We start from the raw sequence: 15,692 nt of genomic DNA, 5'->3' as shown, positions 1-15,692 counted from the left end.
GTTACAGGGGAAAAACCGGGTTGATTTCAGGCGCATTGAATCAATCGTCAACACCTTGAATAACAAGGCGTTAAGAGAATTTTTAATCAATACGCGAGCGCTTACTTGAGCATGCGAATAAGCGGCTTCGCACTCCCCTGTTGTGTGTGTTCATTCAAAAATATTTGAAAACCTTACTTGATAATCGTTCCCGTTCGCAATATTGTTCGAGCCGCTGACAGGGTCGAGACTCAAATCAAGACCTGCGATTTTGTTCACGGAAAGTTCGGCGCAATGATGTCATTTACATGTCAGGCAATGGCACTTCAAAAGCGACAAGGCCATATTTTATTGGCCTTCTCCTTGCCTGCCTGAGCCTTAAGGAGTGGGGTTCTCATGAAACAGATGTGTGAAGATTTTATGAAAGAACATGCCCCTTGCTTAATTCCAGAGCGGGTCTGTCATCCGCCTCCACCTCTTTAAACACTCGTACCTGACGAGCAGCTAGAACACGCGAAATACATATGGCGATTATTTACGCCAGAGGTTTTCTATGCCTGAATTAATTGCGCCGCCCATTAAAGAAACAACTGTAGCTCAGTACACAAAAGTGCTGAAACCGCTACTCGACCCTGTTATCGAAAACTTTCTTCAACACTCACCCCAAGCACTTGTTGAACTTGTTAAACAACACGGATCGCCGCTGAATCTGGTGTGGCCACATGCCTTTGAGGCCAACGTCCAGGCGCTGCAATCGGTGCTGAAGAAGCACAACATTGACCACGAAATTTTCTACGGTGCCAAAGCCAACAAGTCCCAGTGCCTGCTGGCTGCGGCTGCGTCGTCAGGCATCGGCACTGACGTATCGAGCCTGTTTGAACTGCAAGCTGCGCTGCGCGCCGGGACCGAAGCGGAACATCTGTGCGCAACCGGGCCGGCGAAGACGACCGCGTTTCATCAAGCGCTGGTGCAAGGCGGTTCGCTGATTTGTGTGGATTCACGGGAAGAGTTCAGCCAGCTCAAAGCACTGCTCGACACTACGCCGGCACCGGCCAAAGCCCGAGTTCTACTGCGTTACAGGCCGACAAGTTGCCCGGCGAGCCGCTTCGGAATGGGCGCCGATGAAGTGTTTCAGTGCCTGCAATGGCTGACGGAACATCGTGAGTCGTTGCACTTCGAAGGGTTCCATTTCCACCTCGGCGGATACGGCTACGAAACCCGGGTGCAGGCTTTCCGTGAAGTGACCGGTTTTTTCGATGCAGCCAGGGAAATGGGCCTCGACCCGGTCATGATCGACATCGGTGGTGGCCTGCCGATGCGCTATGTCGACCCGCAGGAGTACGACAGTTTTTTGCAGAACGACAACAACCCTGGTCATTATCAGAATCGTCGAGTACCCAACTCTTTTTATCCTTATGGCAGCAGTCTGACGGCTTGCCAGTGGTTGGAATTATTCTTGGCGTCGGAGCATTCCCCGAAAAAAACAATTGCCGGTTACTTGAAGAGTCAGAATATAAAACTGGCACTGGAGCCCGGCCGAAGTCTGGTGGATCAAGCAGCGGTTACCGTCTTTCGCGTAACGCGCACCAAACAATTGGCCGACAACAAAGTTGTGATATTCGCCGAAGGCAGCAGTTTCAGCGCTTGCGAAACCTGGTTTTCATCTGAATACCTTGTCGATCCAATCCTGATCACTTCGAAAGAATCGAGACACGTTCCGATGCAAGCCTACATCGCCGGGCATAGTTGCCTGGACGATGATGTGATTACTCATCGATTGATCAACTTCGAAACAACACCGCAAACCGGCGATTTATTGATCTACGCCAATACCGCCGGTTATCAGATGGACTTGCTGGAAAACGAATTTCATCGTCACCCGTTGCCACGGCGACTGATGGCGACTTGTTGTACGGAAGGTAACTACGCATTCACACCTGACTATTAAGGGAAGACGTCCAGATGATACTGAATAAAGTTTCGGATCTTATTGGCAATACACCAATGTTGGGCATTGATGTTCCGGATAGCAACGCTCGACTTTTGCTCAAGATAGAGAAGAACAACCCCGGCGGCAGCATTAAAGACCGTATGGCGCGCAACATGGTCTTGGCGGCGCTCAAGTCCGGAAAGTTGAAACCCGGTGGCGTGGTCGTGGAATCGTCCTCCGGCAATACCGGCATCGGCCTGGCGATGGCAGCCGTGGAGTTCGACCTGCATTTCATTGCGGTGGTCGATCACCATGCGGCGCAGGACAAGATCGCGGTGATGAAGGCCCTGGGCGCCGAAATCCGTTTTGTCGCCGGCACTTACCGCGAAGACGAAGTGGCCGTGGTCGAGCGTCAACGGCTGGCCGCCGAACTCGCCTCGCAGATCCCCGGCGCAGTGTTCATGAACCAGTCCGACAACGCCGCCAACGCCGGCGGCTACAGCGATTTTGTGCGTGAAACCATCGCCCAGGCCGGTGGCCACATCGGCGCGTACGTTGGCTGCGTCGGCACTGGCGGTTCGATGACCGGCATCGCCCGCGGTCTGAAACTGCACAACCCGGGCATCGTCACCGTCGGGGTCGAACCGGCCGGTTCCATCGTCTTCGGCCATCCCGGCTATCCCTATTACCAATCGGGAACCGGCACGCCTGCCGGCGACACCGTCGGTCTGGTGCTCGACTACAGCTGCATCGACCTGGGCTTGCAGGTCACCGATTCCCAGGCCTTCGAAACCGCCCGCTACATCGCGCGCAACCTGGCACTGCTGGTCGGCGGCTCCACCGGCGGAGCGATCTTCAAGGCGCTGGAGCTGATTCACAAAGGCACGTTGACCGGCAACGTTGTGGTGCCGATTGCCGACGGCGGCGAGAAGTACTTGCACACCGTGTTCGACGACAAATGGCTGCAAGAGCGGGATCTGCTGGACCCGGACGTCGCACCGCAACTGGATCGCTGGCTGGGCAAGACCCGCTGGCTGGAATCCGACGCTACTCCCTTGCAATTGAGCGTCGCCTGACGCGTCTCCCACACAGGAAAGTCTCTGTATGAAACCGCTGAAAGTCGCCATCTGCGGCGCAGGCCGGACCGGGCATCTGAATGCCATCCTGTTTAAACAGTTGCCCAATGTTCACGTTTCGATACTCACCAATAATCAAGAGGTGGTTGATCGTCACCTCGCCAATCTGCCGATGCTGGCGCTGATGCCGGACGGCTCGACGCTGAGCGCGCGACCGGACCAGGTCAGCAGCGATGCGAGTGTTGTAGTTGCCGACGCTGACATCGTGATCATTACGGTTCCGGCCCACGCACGACCGCAAACCCTGCAAGCCATCGCTCCGCATTTGAGTTCGAGCAAACCGGTGTACGTCGGCGCGATCCCGGGTTTCTGCGGCTTCGACTGGCTGGCCGAAGCTTCGCTGGGCGAACGTTCGAACGTGGTGATCTGGGGCATGAAGGATGTGCCGCACACCGCGTTCGATCTGAAGCCAGGGGTGTCGGTCAAGATGGGCGGCGGCAAGAGCCAGTTGTATGTCGCGTTGCACGACCGCGAATCAGCGCAATCACGGCAGCACCTGGAAAAAATCCTCACCACGCTTTATGGCCCCTGCGTGACGATGCTCGACCACTACCTGGAAATCACCCTGACACCGGGCAACCCGATCATGCACAGCTCGGTGATCTACGGTTTGATCGGTCCTTACGGCCAATGGCATCGCAAGATCTTCCCGCAACGAATGTGCTGGTGGACCGAATGCCCCGAGCTGGGCGCCTATTTTCTGGAGCGCATGGATCAGGAAAGTCAGGAACTGTGCAGCGTGATCAGCCAGCGCATGGGCATCGACCTGTCATCGGTCAAATCCCTCAAGCAGGAAATCGTCGAGGCCTATGGCGAGCAGATCCGCGATCAGAGCAGCATGCTGTCGATCCTGCGCACCAACCAGGCCTACAACGACATCCTCGCGCCAATGATTCCGGCCGACGACAACCGCGCCGGCTACGTGATCGAGCGCGAAAGCCGCGCCTTCAACGAAGACGTTGCCTACGGCCTCGTGCTGCTGGTGGAAATGGCCCGGCGCTTCGAACTGAAAGTCCCCTACATCGAAGAAGTCCTGCAATGGAGCGTTTCTTATATGCAGGGCCTGCGCGACTCGGCGCTCGACTACTTCCCCCGCCATTGGCCGCGCACCGCGTGAGCGGGTTCAACTTTTCATTAATTTCTCGACGAGCAGATAGCTGATATGGATGACTTCAAGACACTCATCGCCTACTCCCGCAAGAACGCCCTGCGACGGATGATCCGTTGCCTGTTTGCCGAAAACATTCTGGATCGCGCGGGCCTGCGCTTCTCTGAGGCCGGTAACGAGGCCACGTACGCGCTGAAAGACGGTCGTTCCCATGTGTTCTTTTCCAACATCGCCAAGGGCCCGGCCGATACCGTAGTCAATGACGGCGACGTGATCCTGATGACCGATGAAGGCGTACGCCAGGTGATCTACACCCATCATGACCTGCTGGATGTGCTGCGCGACAGCTTCGATTTCGAACCCACTGATGAAGGCATCGCCGGGCTCAAGTCGGACATGGAAAACAGCCTGATGAACGACGCCCACGCGCGTCAGCATCGCCAGCAATGGAACGCTCGACTGGCCGCCGCCGCCCGGGAACAGGGCCTCGACAGCCTGACCGATTACCTGCGCCAGCACGCCAGCACCAAGGACGCCGCGATCCTTCTCGACCAGTGGGGCTCGCTGGAAGGTCACCCCTACTATCCAACCTGGAAAGCCCGCCCGGGCCTCAGCGATGAGGAAGTCGAGCAACTGTCACCGGAGTTCAACGCCCAGGTGCCGCTGCGCATTGCCGCGCTGCGGGCCGACATGGCGAAAAGCGAAAGCATGCCTCACGTCAGCGATTACCACAGCTGGTTCGTCAGTAACTTCCCAACGCAATGGGCGCAATGGAAGGCGTCGCTCAACGACAAGGGCCTGGACGAATCCCAGTGGTTGCCGCTACCGATTCACTCATGGCATTTGCAGGCTTACGTGCTGAAAAACTTTGCGGCGGAAATTGCAGAAGGCATTCTCATCACCGACGGTCCGGACATCCAGACCCTGCCGACCATGTCCTACCGCACGATGATGCCGGTGCTCAATGAGAGCGCGCCGCTGATCAAGTTGCCGATTGCCGTGTGGATGACCAGCGAACTGCGCAGCCTGCAAGCCAAGTCGATTCACATGGGGCCACGCATCAGCACCGTCATCACGAAGATCCTCGAGGTCGAAAACGGTTTCGAGCAACGCCTGGAAATCTTCCCGGAGGAGATCGGCGTGCGTTACAAGCACGCGATCACTCAGGACGACCATCCCGGCCGGCATCTGTCGGTGGTGTTCCGTGCCAGCCAGCAAGCGTTTGAGCGTAACGACGATTGTCTGCCGATCACCGTGGCTTCTCTGTTCACTGGCTTGCCGGGCAACGGTCGACCACTGTTCACCGAGCTGATCGAGCGCGACGGCGTTCGGGCCAATGCCGCTCAGGTGGAAGACTGGTTCCGTCAGTACGCCAAAGTGGTCACTCATCCGGTGGTGGCGATCTACCTGATGTACGGGATCGGGCTTGAGGCGCATCAGCAGAACACGATGGTGCTGTTTTCCCCGGATGGCAAAGCACGTAGTCTGCTGATCCGCGATTTCGGCGACGGCAGGACCTACGCCCCATTGCTGGAGGGACGTGGCTACACCCTGCAACCGCACGTGCAGCCAGGCATTCTGCCGACAGTGTTCGAGGGCGATATCGAGCCGGTACGCATGTTCGTGCTCGACGCAGCGTTCCTCACGCACCTGCATGAAATGGCCCTGTGGCTGACCAAGGAGTACGCGCTGGACAACAACCGGATGTGGGACATTCTGCGTGAAGAGACCGAGCAGGCGTTTGCGGCGGTACGCGAGCGTGTCGCGCCGGATCTATGGGAAGTCGAACGCAAGGCCTTCCTCAATGATCCATGGCCGACCCGTTCGTTGCTGCGCATGCACATGATGCAGTATTCCAACTACCGGATTCAGCACACGCTGACCAACCCGCTCAATGTCGTTCAATAACCGAGGCTGACTCATGACCCAAGCAGGTGCCATCGCGGGTTCGCGCGTAAGAGTCCTGATTTATCTTCTGTTCGCGATCCAGCTCATTTCGATGGGCGCGATGGAAATGAGTGGGCCATTCTGGCCTGTCCACCTGCGCGGGCTGACCTCGTCAGACTCGCTTTTCAGCTTCGCCAGCATCGCCGTGTACGTCGGGCCGATGCTGGGCATTATTCTGACCAGCGCATTCTGGGGCCGTATCGGCGACCGCTACGGCCACAAGTTGATGATGATCCGCGCCCTCGCCGGCCTGTCATTGACCCAGCTTGGGCTGGCCCTGTGCAGTGACATCTGGGTGATCCTGATCCTGCGCTTCCTGCAAGGCGCCTTCGCCGGCTACATCGCCCCGGCCCAGGCGTACGGCGTGAGCATTGAAGCACCTTCGCGGCGGGCACGGCTGTTCGCGATCCTGCAGATCTCCACCAACGTCGGCTCGTTGCTCGGCGCAGTGGTCGGCGGACTGATCCTCGATTACGCGACATTCTTCTGGATCAACATGATCGCCGCTGTGTTATGCGCCATCTGCACCGTGGTCGCAGCCGTGACGTTGCCGGATGTACCGCCAGTGAAGAAAGCGCCGGTCGCTGATAAAGCGGCTCCTGCCAGCCATAACACCAGCGTCTGGCAAGGCACGCCCCTGCTGTCGCTGCTGGGCGTCATGGGCATCTTGCTGCTGGCGCGGATGCTGCCGCAGACGTCGTTCTCGCTGTACGTCAGCTCGGTGTTCGAGGTCAGCAACTCGGTAGTCGGGCTGTGTTATGGCTTGCTGGCGCTGGGTTTCATTCTGTCGGCAACCGCGTGGTCGCGTTACTTCGAGCACCGTACCCAGCAGGACACCCTGCAACGCATCACTTATGTCGTCCTCGGCTGTATTGCGCTGACGGCCCTTGCCGGCTACACGCGCAACCCGATCGTGTTCGTCGGTGTCTATTTCATCTGGGGCGTATTGCTGGGGGCCACCACGCCGGTGCTGATGGCCCTGGTTTCCAAAACCGCCGACAGCTCGCGCCAGGGCTACGTGCTGGGCATTGCCCAAAGCACCGCACAGTTCGCGTCCATTGCCGGGATCTCGGCCGGTGGTCTGCTCAGCCAGGTCTATGGTTTGCAGTACACCTACCTGTTTGTCTGCCTCGCCTACATCCTCGCGTTGATGCCCATCGTTGCCTTGCGCTACCGGCCGATGGTCATGCAACCGAGCCAGATGCCGCCGGGCGACTGACCAAGGAGTTTTCGTTGAACATTGAACAACTGCGCGCCGACACCCCTGGTGTCGAGCAACTGATTCACTTCAACAATGCGGGCGCGGCGCTGATGCCCAATCCAGTCATCGAAGCGGTGACCCGTCACTTGCAACTTGAAACCCGGATCGGCGGTTACGAAGCCGCCGGGCAACAGGCCCGGGAAGTGGAAGACGTTTACGACGCCATCGGCCAACTGATCAACGCGCGTCCCGAAGAAATCGCGGTGATTGAAAACGCGACCCGCGCCTGGGACATGGCCTTCTATTCATTGCCGCTGCGGCCTGGCGATGTGGTGCTGACATCGACCACCGAATACGCCGGCAACTACATTCCCTACCTGCAACTCAAGCAGCAGCGCGGCATCGAGATCAGGGTGATTCCCAACGACGAACAGGGTCAGGTGTCAGTGCCGGCGCTGCGGGGCATGCTCGGCGATGATCGGGTCGCCCTGGTGTCGCTGCCGGTGATCGCCACCAACGGCGGCCCGGTGCAGCCTATCGAACAGATCGGCGCCCTCGCCCGCGCGGCCGGGGTTCTGTTTCTGCTGGATGCCTGCCAGGGCGTCGGGCAGATGCCGATCGATGTGCAGAAAATCGGCTGTCATATGCTGGCGGCCACCAGCCGCAAATACCTTCGTGGCCCTCGGGGCATGGGGTTTCTCTACGTCGAAAAAACCTTGTGTGAAAACCTCGAACCGACGTTTCTCGACCTGCACGCGGCCTCATTGCTGACCCCGGATACCTTCAAGATCCGAGGCGATGCCCGACGATTTGAAAACTGGGAATGCAACGTTGCCGCGAAACTGGGCATGGGGGCGGCGGCCCGTTACGCCCTGGCGCAAGGCATCGAACCGATGTGGCAGCGCATTCAACGATTGTCGGCACACTTGCGCAATCGCCTGACCGACCTGCCCGGGGTGACACCGCAGGATCGAGGGGCGGTCAAGTCAGGCATCGTCACCTTCACCTGCCAGGGCACCAGCGCGGCGCAAGTCCAGACATGGCTGGCGCAGCAGGAAAAACGCGTCAATGTCACCACCTCGACTTTCCGCTCGACGCTGCTCGACATGCAGCAACGGGACCTGCTGGAAGTCAGCCGGGCATCACTGCACGCCTACAACACCGAGGCGGAAATCGATGCCATGGCGGACGCGTTGATGAGAATGCCACGCGCCTGAAAACGGATACGAATCGCGCTTGCGTCGCAGGCTCTTTGTAAACTAGCATTGGGAATACTTCTCAATTGCAAAACACTGCAGCCATGAGCGAAACCCTTCCCGCGAACAACGACAATCATCTGCGCGTGATCGAAGCGCTGTACAGCGGCCATCACGGCTGGCTGTACGCCACGCTGAAGAAAAAACTGGGTAACGCCATGGATGCGGCAGATCTGGCGCAGGATACTTTCACTCGGATCCTCGCTTCTCAGGTCACGACCATCGAGCAACCCCGGGCCTACCTGAGTTGCGTGGCGAAGGGCATCCTCATCAACTGGTATCAGCGCAAGGCTCTGGAACGCGCCTACCTTGATACCCTTGCGCATTTGCCCGCACCGGAAGTGCCCTCCCCCGAGTTGCGCTTCGTGGTGCTGGAAACCCTGCACGAAATCGACGCGATGCTCGACACCCTGCCGCCACTGGTCAAACGCGCGTTCCTGCTGTCGCAGATCGGCGGCTTGAAATACGCCGACATCGCCGAGCAGCTGGACGTCTCGCTGATCACCGTCAAGCGCTACATGAAACAGGCTTTCGTGCAGTGCCTGATGCTGGTGGAATGAATGCTTACGCGCCGCAGTGAACCGCCGCTCGATCCGAAAATACTCGAAGAAGCCGCCGAGTGGCTGATGCGTCTGAGCGAAAACGACCTCAGCGAAACCGAGCGTGCGGAGTGGGAGTACTGGAAAGTCAGCAGCCCCGAGCGCAACCGGGCGTGGGCCCGCGCGCAGTTGCTGCAAAGCAAGTTCGGCGGCCTGCCGCCGTCGCTGGCGATGTCGGCGCTGGATCGCCCGAGCAACCCGGAACGCCGCGCAGCCCTGGGCAAACTGGCCTTGCTGCTGGCGGCGATACCCGCCGGTTGGGGCAGCTGGAAACTGGCGCAGTCGCAGCAATGGTCCGCCGATTACCACACCGCCGTCGGGCAGCGCCGCGAACTGACCCTGGCCGACGGCTCGCAACTCACCCTGAACACCGACACGGCCATCGACGTTCTGTTCGACACCCGACAGCGGCTGATCCATTTACGCGAAGGCGAAATCCTGGTGCAGACTGCGCCGGACAACGCCGCGCAGCCTCGACCTTTTCTGGTCAGCACCCGTCAGGGCCGGATGCAGGCGCTGGGCACGCGCTTCACCGTTCGTGAATGGCAGCCGCACACCCAACTCGCAGTGCTCGAAGGCGCTGTGCAAGTCGAGCTGGCCGACAGCCCACAGAGCGCGCCGATCATCGTCAACGCCGGGCAACGTACCGACTTTTCATCACAGGCCTTTGGCTCGCTGAACCCGACCGACCGCAACGTTGGCGCCTGGACCGAGGGCATGCTGATGGCCGACAAGATGCGGCTGGCGGATTTCGTTGTCGAACTGGCGCGCTATCGCCGAGGCTTTGTGCGGTGCGATCCAGCCATTGCCGACCTGCGCATTTCCGGGGCCTTTCCCATCAGTGATACCCAACGCTCGCTGAACATGCTGGCGCAGACCTATCCCGTGCGCGTCTCCGGGCACTTGAGTGGTTACTGGGTGACGCTCTCACCCGCCTGAGCAAAAAAATCACCGCACGGGTGATACTTTTTTTGATCTCGGCTGGCTATGAAAGGAACAACCATTCCACCTCGTCCATAGGGTCATCCCTTCATGCTCGTTGCACGACCCTTGCTTGCGGATCGTCTGCTAAAGCCCGTTATGCGCGGCGTGTTGCTCAGCGTTGTGCTGGGCCTGGCCAGCAGCGCCCTCGCCGAGGCAGCCAGGCCGGAGCAGCTGGACGCGGTCACTGTGCGAGCCTACAACATCGGGCCCGGCCCGCTTGGCGTGACCCTCTCGAGCTTTGCCGTGGACGCCGGTATCGCCTTGTCGTTTCAGCCGTCGATCACCGAAGGCCTCGTCAGCCCTGGGTTGTCCGGCAGCTACTCGGTGCAGGAAGCGGTGTCTCGACTGCTCGAAGGCAGTGGCCTGGAGATGGTCGCTCGCAGCGACGGGACCTGGACGCTGGTAGTGCGCCGGGTCACGTTGGCGGACACCACGGTCGAAGGCATCGACACGCGCACCGACAGCTTGCCGCCGGTGCTTGCGGGCGGTCAGGTCGCCCGCGGCGGACGCCTTGGCATTCTGGGCAACCGCGATGCGATGGACGCTCCGTTCAGTGTCAGCAGCTACACCTCGACACTGATCAAGGACCAGCAGGCTGTCACCGTCGGCGACTTGCTGGAGCGCGACTCATCGGTGCGTTCCACAGGGCAGACAGGGGGGATTGTCGACTCGTTCTTCATCCGTGGTTTTCCGGTCGGCGAAGGCAACCTCGGTGAACTGGCGTTCGACGGCGTGTACGGCGTGGCCTCCAACTACCGGGTGTTCACCGAGTACGCCGAACGGATCGAACTGGTCAAAGGCCCCGGCGCCCTGCTCTACGGCATGTCGCCCAACAGCGGTGTCGGCGGCGTGATCAACGTGGTACCCAAGCGTTCACTGGACGAAGACCTGACTCGTTTCACCACCAGTTACGCCTTGAATACCCAGCTCGGCGGCCACCTCGATGTCAGCCGACGCTTCGGTGAAGAACGCCGCTTCGGCGTGCGGATCAATGGCAGCGTCCAGCAAGGCGATACGGCTATCGACAAGCAATCCAGAGAGGTCGGTATCGGCGCGATGTCCCTCGACTACCAGGGCGAACGCCTGCGCACCACCCTGGACCTGATCAATCAGAAAGAGAGTTTCGACGCCGCATCCCGCCCCTTCCTGATTGCCTCCGGCGTGGAGATTCCGTCCGCAGCCAACGGCCGCACCAGCGTCAGCCAGGAATGGGGCTGGTCGGAAACCCGCGACAAATCGGCGTTGCTCGGCGGCGAATACGACCTCAACGACAACCTGACAGTGTTCGCCCACGCCGGCGGTGGCCGATCGGATGTCGCGCGCATGTCCGACCAGACGCCGACCATCATCAACGAAGCGGGCGACACCTCGTCGATCCCCGGCTATTACAAATTCGAAGTCCAGCGCTACACCGTCGATGCCGGTGCGCGGCTGCGGTTCGACACCGGGCCGATCAGTCATAGCACGGCGCTACAAGTCACCCGCTACCGCGATAACTTGTCCCGGGGGATTATTTCCGGCCCGGCGATCCTGTCGAACATCTATCACCCGCTCGATCGCCCGAAACCCGCGATCGCCAAGCCGGATACCCCCAAGGTTTCCGAAAGCGAACTGTCGGGCGTGGCCCTTGCCGACACCCTGTCGGTGCTCGACGAACGCCTGCAAGTCACACTCGGCGTGCGCCAGCAGAACATCAAGTCGGATAACTACAACGCGGCCGGCTTCGTCACCACGTCCTACGACAAAAGCAAATCCACGCCGCTGTTCGGGATCGTCGCCAAGCCCTGGGACCATGTCTCGTTCTACTACAACTACGTCGAAGGCCTGAGCAAGGGTGACATCGCGCCGTCCGCCGCTGCCAACGCGGGCGAGATCTTTTCCCCTTATGTGTCGCGCCAGCAGGAAGTCGGGGTCAAGCTCGACTACGGCCGTTTCATGTCCACCATCGCCCTGTTCCAGCTTGAAAAGCCCAGCGGTGAACTGGCATCCGGGGTGTTCTCGGTCAATGGCGAACAGCGCAACCGGGGCGTCGAACTGAACATGGCGGGCGAGATTGCAACAGGCACACGCCTGATCGGGGGCGTGACGCTGCTCGACGGCGAACTGACCCGAACCGGTGTCGCTGCCAACCGTGGCAACAAACCGGTCGGGGTTCCCGAAGCGCAAGCCAACCTCTGGGCCGAATGGGACGTGCCGCAAGTCGAAGGCCTGACATTGACCAGCGGCGCGATCTACACCGGCAGCCAGTACGTCAATCAGGCCAACACCCAACAACTGGACGCCTGGACCCGCTTCGATGTCGGCGCGCGCTACGCCACTCGCATCGCCGAACGGCCGACCACTTTGCGGGCCACCGTGCAGAACGTGTTTGACCGTGAATACTGGTCGGGCGTCGCCTCCTACGGCGCGTTCTCCCAGGGCGCGCCTCGGACCTTATTGCTCTCGGCCACTGTCGATTTCTGAAACGTCCGGCCCGGAGCGGCGCCTGGCGTCGTGGTCCGATCCGGCTTTTGCAAAGGCATACACCATGGTTAATGTTTTTCGCCGCCGCCAGACCTTCGCCGCCCTGCTGTTCGCCGGGCTGCTGGGTTTGTCGATTTCTTCCTTGATGCCAAGCCGCGTACAGGCTGGCGAAGCGGATCCGGCACTGGGCACCGTGACTGACTTGCAGGGCCGCACGGTCAAGGTTCACCTGCCGGTGCGCCGGGTCATTCTGGGTGAAGGTCGCCAGCTGTATCTGGTGGCCGCACTGGATACGCAGAACCCTATCGAACGCATCGTCGGCTGGCGCAAGGATTTGATCCAGTCCGACCCGGATACCTATAACGCCTACCTGCGCAAATTCCCCGACATCGCGAAAATCCCGACCTTCGGCGGTTTCGAGAGCGGCACCTTCGACATCGAGCAGGCGATCTCGCAGAAGCCTGACGTGATCATCCTCAACATCGAAGCGCAGCACGCGACCGAGGATGCCCGCTACATCGAGAAACTCGATGCCCTGGGCATCCCGGTGGTGTACGTCGACTTTCGCAACAACCCCATGCAGAACACCGAGCCGACCATGCGTCTGTTCGGCAAGTTGTTCGGCAAGGAAGAGCGCGCCGAAGCGTTCATCGATTTTCGTAACCAGCAGATCCACCGCGTCACCGACGTGATCGAGAAAAACCATCCTGCCCGTCCCAACGTGTTCATCGAGCGCATCGGTGGCTATACCGATGATTGCTGCCTGAGTTTCGGCAACGAGAACTTTGGTCTGTTCGTCGACATGGCCGGTGGCAATAACATCGCCCGTCGGATCATTCCGAGCACCTTCGGGCAACTTAACCCTGAGCAAGTGATCGTCGCCAATCCCGACCATGTGGTGGTTACCAGCGCCGACTGGGAAGCCTTTGCGCCGGGGGGCCATTGGGTCGGCGTCGGCCCGGGCGCAGACCTGACCGAAGCCCGGCGCAAACTGGCCTGGTACACCCAGCGCCCGGCCTACGCCGGCATCAAGGCGCAGAACACTCAGGCGTTTCATGCGATCTGGCACCAGTTTTACAACAGCCCTTACCAATTCGTGGCCATTCAGCAATTGGCCAAATGGTTCCACCCGGAACTGTTCGCCGATCTTGATCCCGATGCGGAATTTCGCGAGATGCACGAGCGCTTCCTGCCGGTGCCGTATGAACCGGGCTATTTCGTCAGCCTGCAAAAAACCGAGGACAAGCCATGAGTTCGCTGGGCGAAGCACCGATTGTGCAGAGCGTCACCTACCGGCGGCTGGTGCTGCGTAAACGGCTGATTCTGCTAGGGCTGGCCGTGCTGCTGATCTTCAGCGTGTTGCTCGATCTGGCACTGGGCCCGGCCCGTTACAGCCTCAGCGAAGTGCTCGGTGCTTTGTTCTCGCCGGAAACCGCATCGGCACAAGTGCGGGTGGTCATGTGGGACATCCGCCTGCCGGTGGCGTTGATGGCGGTCGCTGTCGGCGCGGCGCTTTCGCTCGCCGGGGCGCAGATGCAGACCATCCTCAACAACCCGCTCGCCAGCCCGTTCACCCTCGGTATTTCGGCGGCGGCCGGTTTCGGCGCGGCGCTGGGGCTGGCCTTCGGCGTGGCGCTGTTTCCGCTGGCGGCGCAATACATGGTGCCGCTCAACGCGTTCATCATGGCAATGCTCTCGGCGCTGTTGATTCACTTCATGAGCATGCGTCGTGGCGTGACCGCCGAAACCATCGTGCTGCTCGGCATCGCCCTGGTGTTTACCTTCAATGCGTTACTGGCGCTGGTGCAGTTTTTCGCCACCGAACAAGCCGTGGCAGCCGTGGTGTTCTGGACCATGGGCAGCCTGACCAAGGCCACATGGCCGAAACTCGGGGTGATCTGCGTGGTGATCCTCATCACCCTGCCGATCTTCGCCAAACGTGCGTGGGCGATGACGGCCCTGCGCCTGGGCGACGACAAGGCTGCGAGTTTCGGCATCAACGTGCGCAGCCTGCGTTTCCAGACGCTGATCATGGTCAGCCTGCTCGCGTCGTTTCCGGTGGCGTTCGTTGGCACGATCGGCTTCATCGGGCTGGTTGGGCCGCACATCGCGCGGATGCTGATCGGCGAGGATCAGCGGTTTTTCCTGCCGGCCTCGTTGCTGACCGGTGCGCTGATCCTGTCCGCCAGTTCGGTGGTCAGCAAGACCCTGATCCCGGGAGCGATATTCCCCATCGGTGTGGTCACGTCACTGATTGGCGTGCCGTTCTTCATTTCTCTGATTCTCAACGGTAAGAAAAACTCATGGTGAAGATCCGGCTCGACAACCTCGGCGCCCGCTACGGTCAGCGCGAGATCATTTCCGGCGTCAGTACCGCAACGTTTACCGGCGGCCAGGTCGTGGCCGTCGTCGGTCCCAACGCGGCAGGCAAATCGACGCTGTTCAAGCGCATGGCCGGGCTGATCGACGGGCCGGGCGAAGTGATTCTGGAAGGCTCGAAAAAAGGCACTCAAGGCATCAGCTACATGCCCCAGGGCCTGAACGCCAGCGCCCGGCTCACGGTGTACGAATCGGTGTTGCTGGCGCGCAAGCAACTGACGCCCGACTGGGCGGTTCACGATGATGAACTGAAACTGGTGGACGAGATTCTCGAAGCGCTCGGGATCACCGAACTGTCGTTTCGCAACCTCGGTGAGCTGAGCGGCGGCCAGCAGCAATTGGTGTCAATCGCCCAGACGCTGGTGCGCGAACCGGAAATCCTGCTGATGGACGAACCCACCAGCGCACTCGACATGCACCGGCAGGTTCAGGTGTTGAACTTCATGAAAGCCCTCGCGCGCCGTCGCGAAGTGATCGTGTTCATCGCCATCCACGACCTGAATCAGGCGCTGCGTTTTGCCGATCAGGTGCTGGTCATCGCGGGTGGCACGGCCCATGGCAGCGGGCCCAGCCATGAAGTCATCACCGAACCGATGCTGCGCGCGGTCTACAAGGTCGAGGCGCGGATCGAACAATGCAGTCGCGGGCAGCACCATATTCTGATCGACGACATTGTTTGAGGGTTGCACCGTCAAACCGCAAGCGCAGGG

At 60.1% G+C, this 15,692-nt stretch carries 12 protein-coding genes; all 12 read left to right on the top strand.

All coding sequences use genetic code 11. The features are described from left to right. Positions 1–532: 532 nt before the first annotated feature. The 12 genes from ACKUG4_RS00520 to ACKUG4_RS00465 all read left to right on the top strand — a co-directional run bounded on the left by ACKUG4_RS00520 (position 533) and on the right by ACKUG4_RS00465 (position 15,662). Positions 533–1,927: a Y4yA family PLP-dependent enzyme gene (locus tag ACKUG4_RS00520; protein WP_445433139.1), complete on the top strand. Its 1,395-nt coding sequence runs from the start codon at positions 533–535 to the stop codon at positions 1,925–1,927. 14 nt (positions 1,928–1,941) lie between these two features. Continuing rightward, positions 1,942–2,985 (top strand): PLP-dependent cysteine synthase family protein, encoded by a 1,044-nt coding sequence (locus ACKUG4_RS00515; RefSeq protein WP_445433138.1) that lies wholly within the window; start codon positions 1,942–1,944, stop codon positions 2,983–2,985. Between the two features lie 28 nt (positions 2,986–3,013). Then, positions 3,014–4,162 carry an NAD/NADP octopine/nopaline dehydrogenase family protein gene (locus ACKUG4_RS00510; RefSeq protein WP_445433137.1) on the top strand — a complete coding sequence of 383 codons (1,149 nt, stop codon included), beginning with the start codon at positions 3,014–3,016 and terminating at the stop codon, positions 4,160–4,162. Between the two features lie 45 nt (positions 4,163–4,207). Next, on the top strand, positions 4,208–6,061 hold the full coding sequence (locus ACKUG4_RS00505; protein WP_445433136.1) for an IucA/IucC family protein: 1,854 nt from the start codon (positions 4,208–4,210) through the stop codon (positions 6,059–6,061). Positions 6,062–6,074: 13 nt separating this feature from the next. Beyond that, complete coding sequence (locus ACKUG4_RS00500; RefSeq protein ID WP_445433135.1) at positions 6,075–7,319, top strand: MFS transporter; 1,245 nt, start codon at positions 6,075–6,077, stop codon at positions 7,317–7,319. 14 nt (positions 7,320–7,333) lie between these two features. After that, on the top strand, positions 7,334–8,518 hold the full coding sequence (locus ACKUG4_RS00495) for an aminotransferase class V-fold PLP-dependent enzyme (RefSeq protein ID WP_445433134.1): 1,185 nt from the start codon (positions 7,334–7,336) through the stop codon (positions 8,516–8,518). Between the two features lie 83 nt (positions 8,519–8,601). Continuing rightward, positions 8,602–9,117, top strand: a complete 516-nt coding sequence (locus tag ACKUG4_RS00490) for a sigma-70 family RNA polymerase sigma factor (RefSeq protein WP_445433133.1) — start codon at positions 8,602–8,604, stop codon at positions 9,115–9,117. Further along, the gene (locus ACKUG4_RS00485) at positions 9,118–10,095 is read left to right on the top strand and encodes a FecR domain-containing protein (RefSeq protein WP_064595763.1); all 978 of its coding nucleotides are present in this window, start codon (positions 9,118–9,120) and stop codon (positions 10,093–10,095) included. A gap of 93 nt (positions 10,096–10,188) precedes the next feature. Further along, a complete protein-coding gene (locus ACKUG4_RS00480) occupies positions 10,189–12,603 on the top strand; it encodes a TonB-dependent siderophore receptor (protein WP_445433132.1) in 2,415 nt (804 codons plus the stop codon). Positions 12,604–12,667: 64 nt separating this feature from the next. Further along, the gene (locus ACKUG4_RS00475) at positions 12,668–13,855 is read left to right on the top strand and encodes an ABC transporter substrate-binding protein (RefSeq protein ID WP_445433131.1); all 1,188 of its coding nucleotides are present in this window, start codon (positions 12,668–12,670) and stop codon (positions 13,853–13,855) included. Continuing rightward, positions 13,852–14,913, top strand: coding sequence for a FecCD family ABC transporter permease (locus tag ACKUG4_RS00470; protein WP_064595757.1), 1,062 nt, complete (start codon positions 13,852–13,854; stop codon positions 14,911–14,913). The genes ACKUG4_RS00475 and ACKUG4_RS00470 overlap by 4 nt, the downstream gene beginning before the upstream one ends. Further along, positions 14,907–15,662 (top strand): ABC transporter ATP-binding protein, encoded by a 756-nt coding sequence (locus ACKUG4_RS00465; protein WP_445433130.1) that lies wholly within the window; start codon positions 14,907–14,909, stop codon positions 15,660–15,662. Before ACKUG4_RS00470 ends, ACKUG4_RS00465 begins: the two co-directional genes overlap by 7 nt. Positions 15,663–15,692 lie beyond the last annotated feature (30 nt).

Origin of the sequence: Candidatus Pseudomonas auctus (assembly GCF_048654275.1) — a bacterium.
GTDB lineage: Bacteria > Pseudomonadota > Gammaproteobacteria > Pseudomonadales > Pseudomonadaceae > Aquipseudomonas > Aquipseudomonas pharyngis.
The sequence above is the reverse complement of the archived record's forward strand: the minus strand, read 5'-3'. Positions and strand labels throughout refer to the sequence as shown.

Bases quoted from the DNA above. Each gene is read 5' to 3' on its own strand.
- ACKUG4_RS00510 (WP_445433137.1), top strand. From the start codon at position 3,014: ATGAAACCGCTGAAAGTCGCCATCTGCGGCGCAGGCCGGACCGGGCAT.
- ACKUG4_RS00515 (WP_445433138.1), top strand. From the start codon at position 1,942: ATGATACTGAATAAAGTTTCGGATCTTATTGGCAATACACCAATGTTG.
- ACKUG4_RS00480 (WP_445433132.1), top strand. From the start codon at position 10,189: ATGCTCGTTGCACGACCCTTGCTTGCGGATCGTCTGCTAAAGCCCGTT.
- ACKUG4_RS00470 (WP_064595757.1), top strand. From the start codon at position 13,852: ATGAGTTCGCTGGGCGAAGCACCGATTGTGCAGAGCGTCACCTACCGG.
- ACKUG4_RS00475 (WP_445433131.1), top strand. From the start codon at position 12,668: ATGGTTAATGTTTTTCGCCGCCGCCAGACCTTCGCCGCCCTGCTGTTC.
- ACKUG4_RS00500 (WP_445433135.1), top strand. From the start codon at position 6,075: ATGACCCAAGCAGGTGCCATCGCGGGTTCGCGCGTAAGAGTCCTGATT.
- ACKUG4_RS00490 (WP_445433133.1), top strand. From the start codon at position 8,602: ATGAGCGAAACCCTTCCCGCGAACAACGACAATCATCTGCGCGTGATC.
- ACKUG4_RS00505 (WP_445433136.1), top strand. From the start codon at position 4,208: ATGGATGACTTCAAGACACTCATCGCCTACTCCCGCAAGAACGCCCTG.
- ACKUG4_RS00520 (WP_445433139.1), top strand. From the start codon at position 533: ATGCCTGAATTAATTGCGCCGCCCATTAAAGAAACAACTGTAGCTCAG.
- ACKUG4_RS00465 (WP_445433130.1), top strand. From the start codon at position 14,907: ATGGTGAAGATCCGGCTCGACAACCTCGGCGCCCGCTACGGTCAGCGC.
- ACKUG4_RS00485 (WP_064595763.1), top strand. From the start codon at position 9,118: ATGCTTACGCGCCGCAGTGAACCGCCGCTCGATCCGAAAATACTCGAA.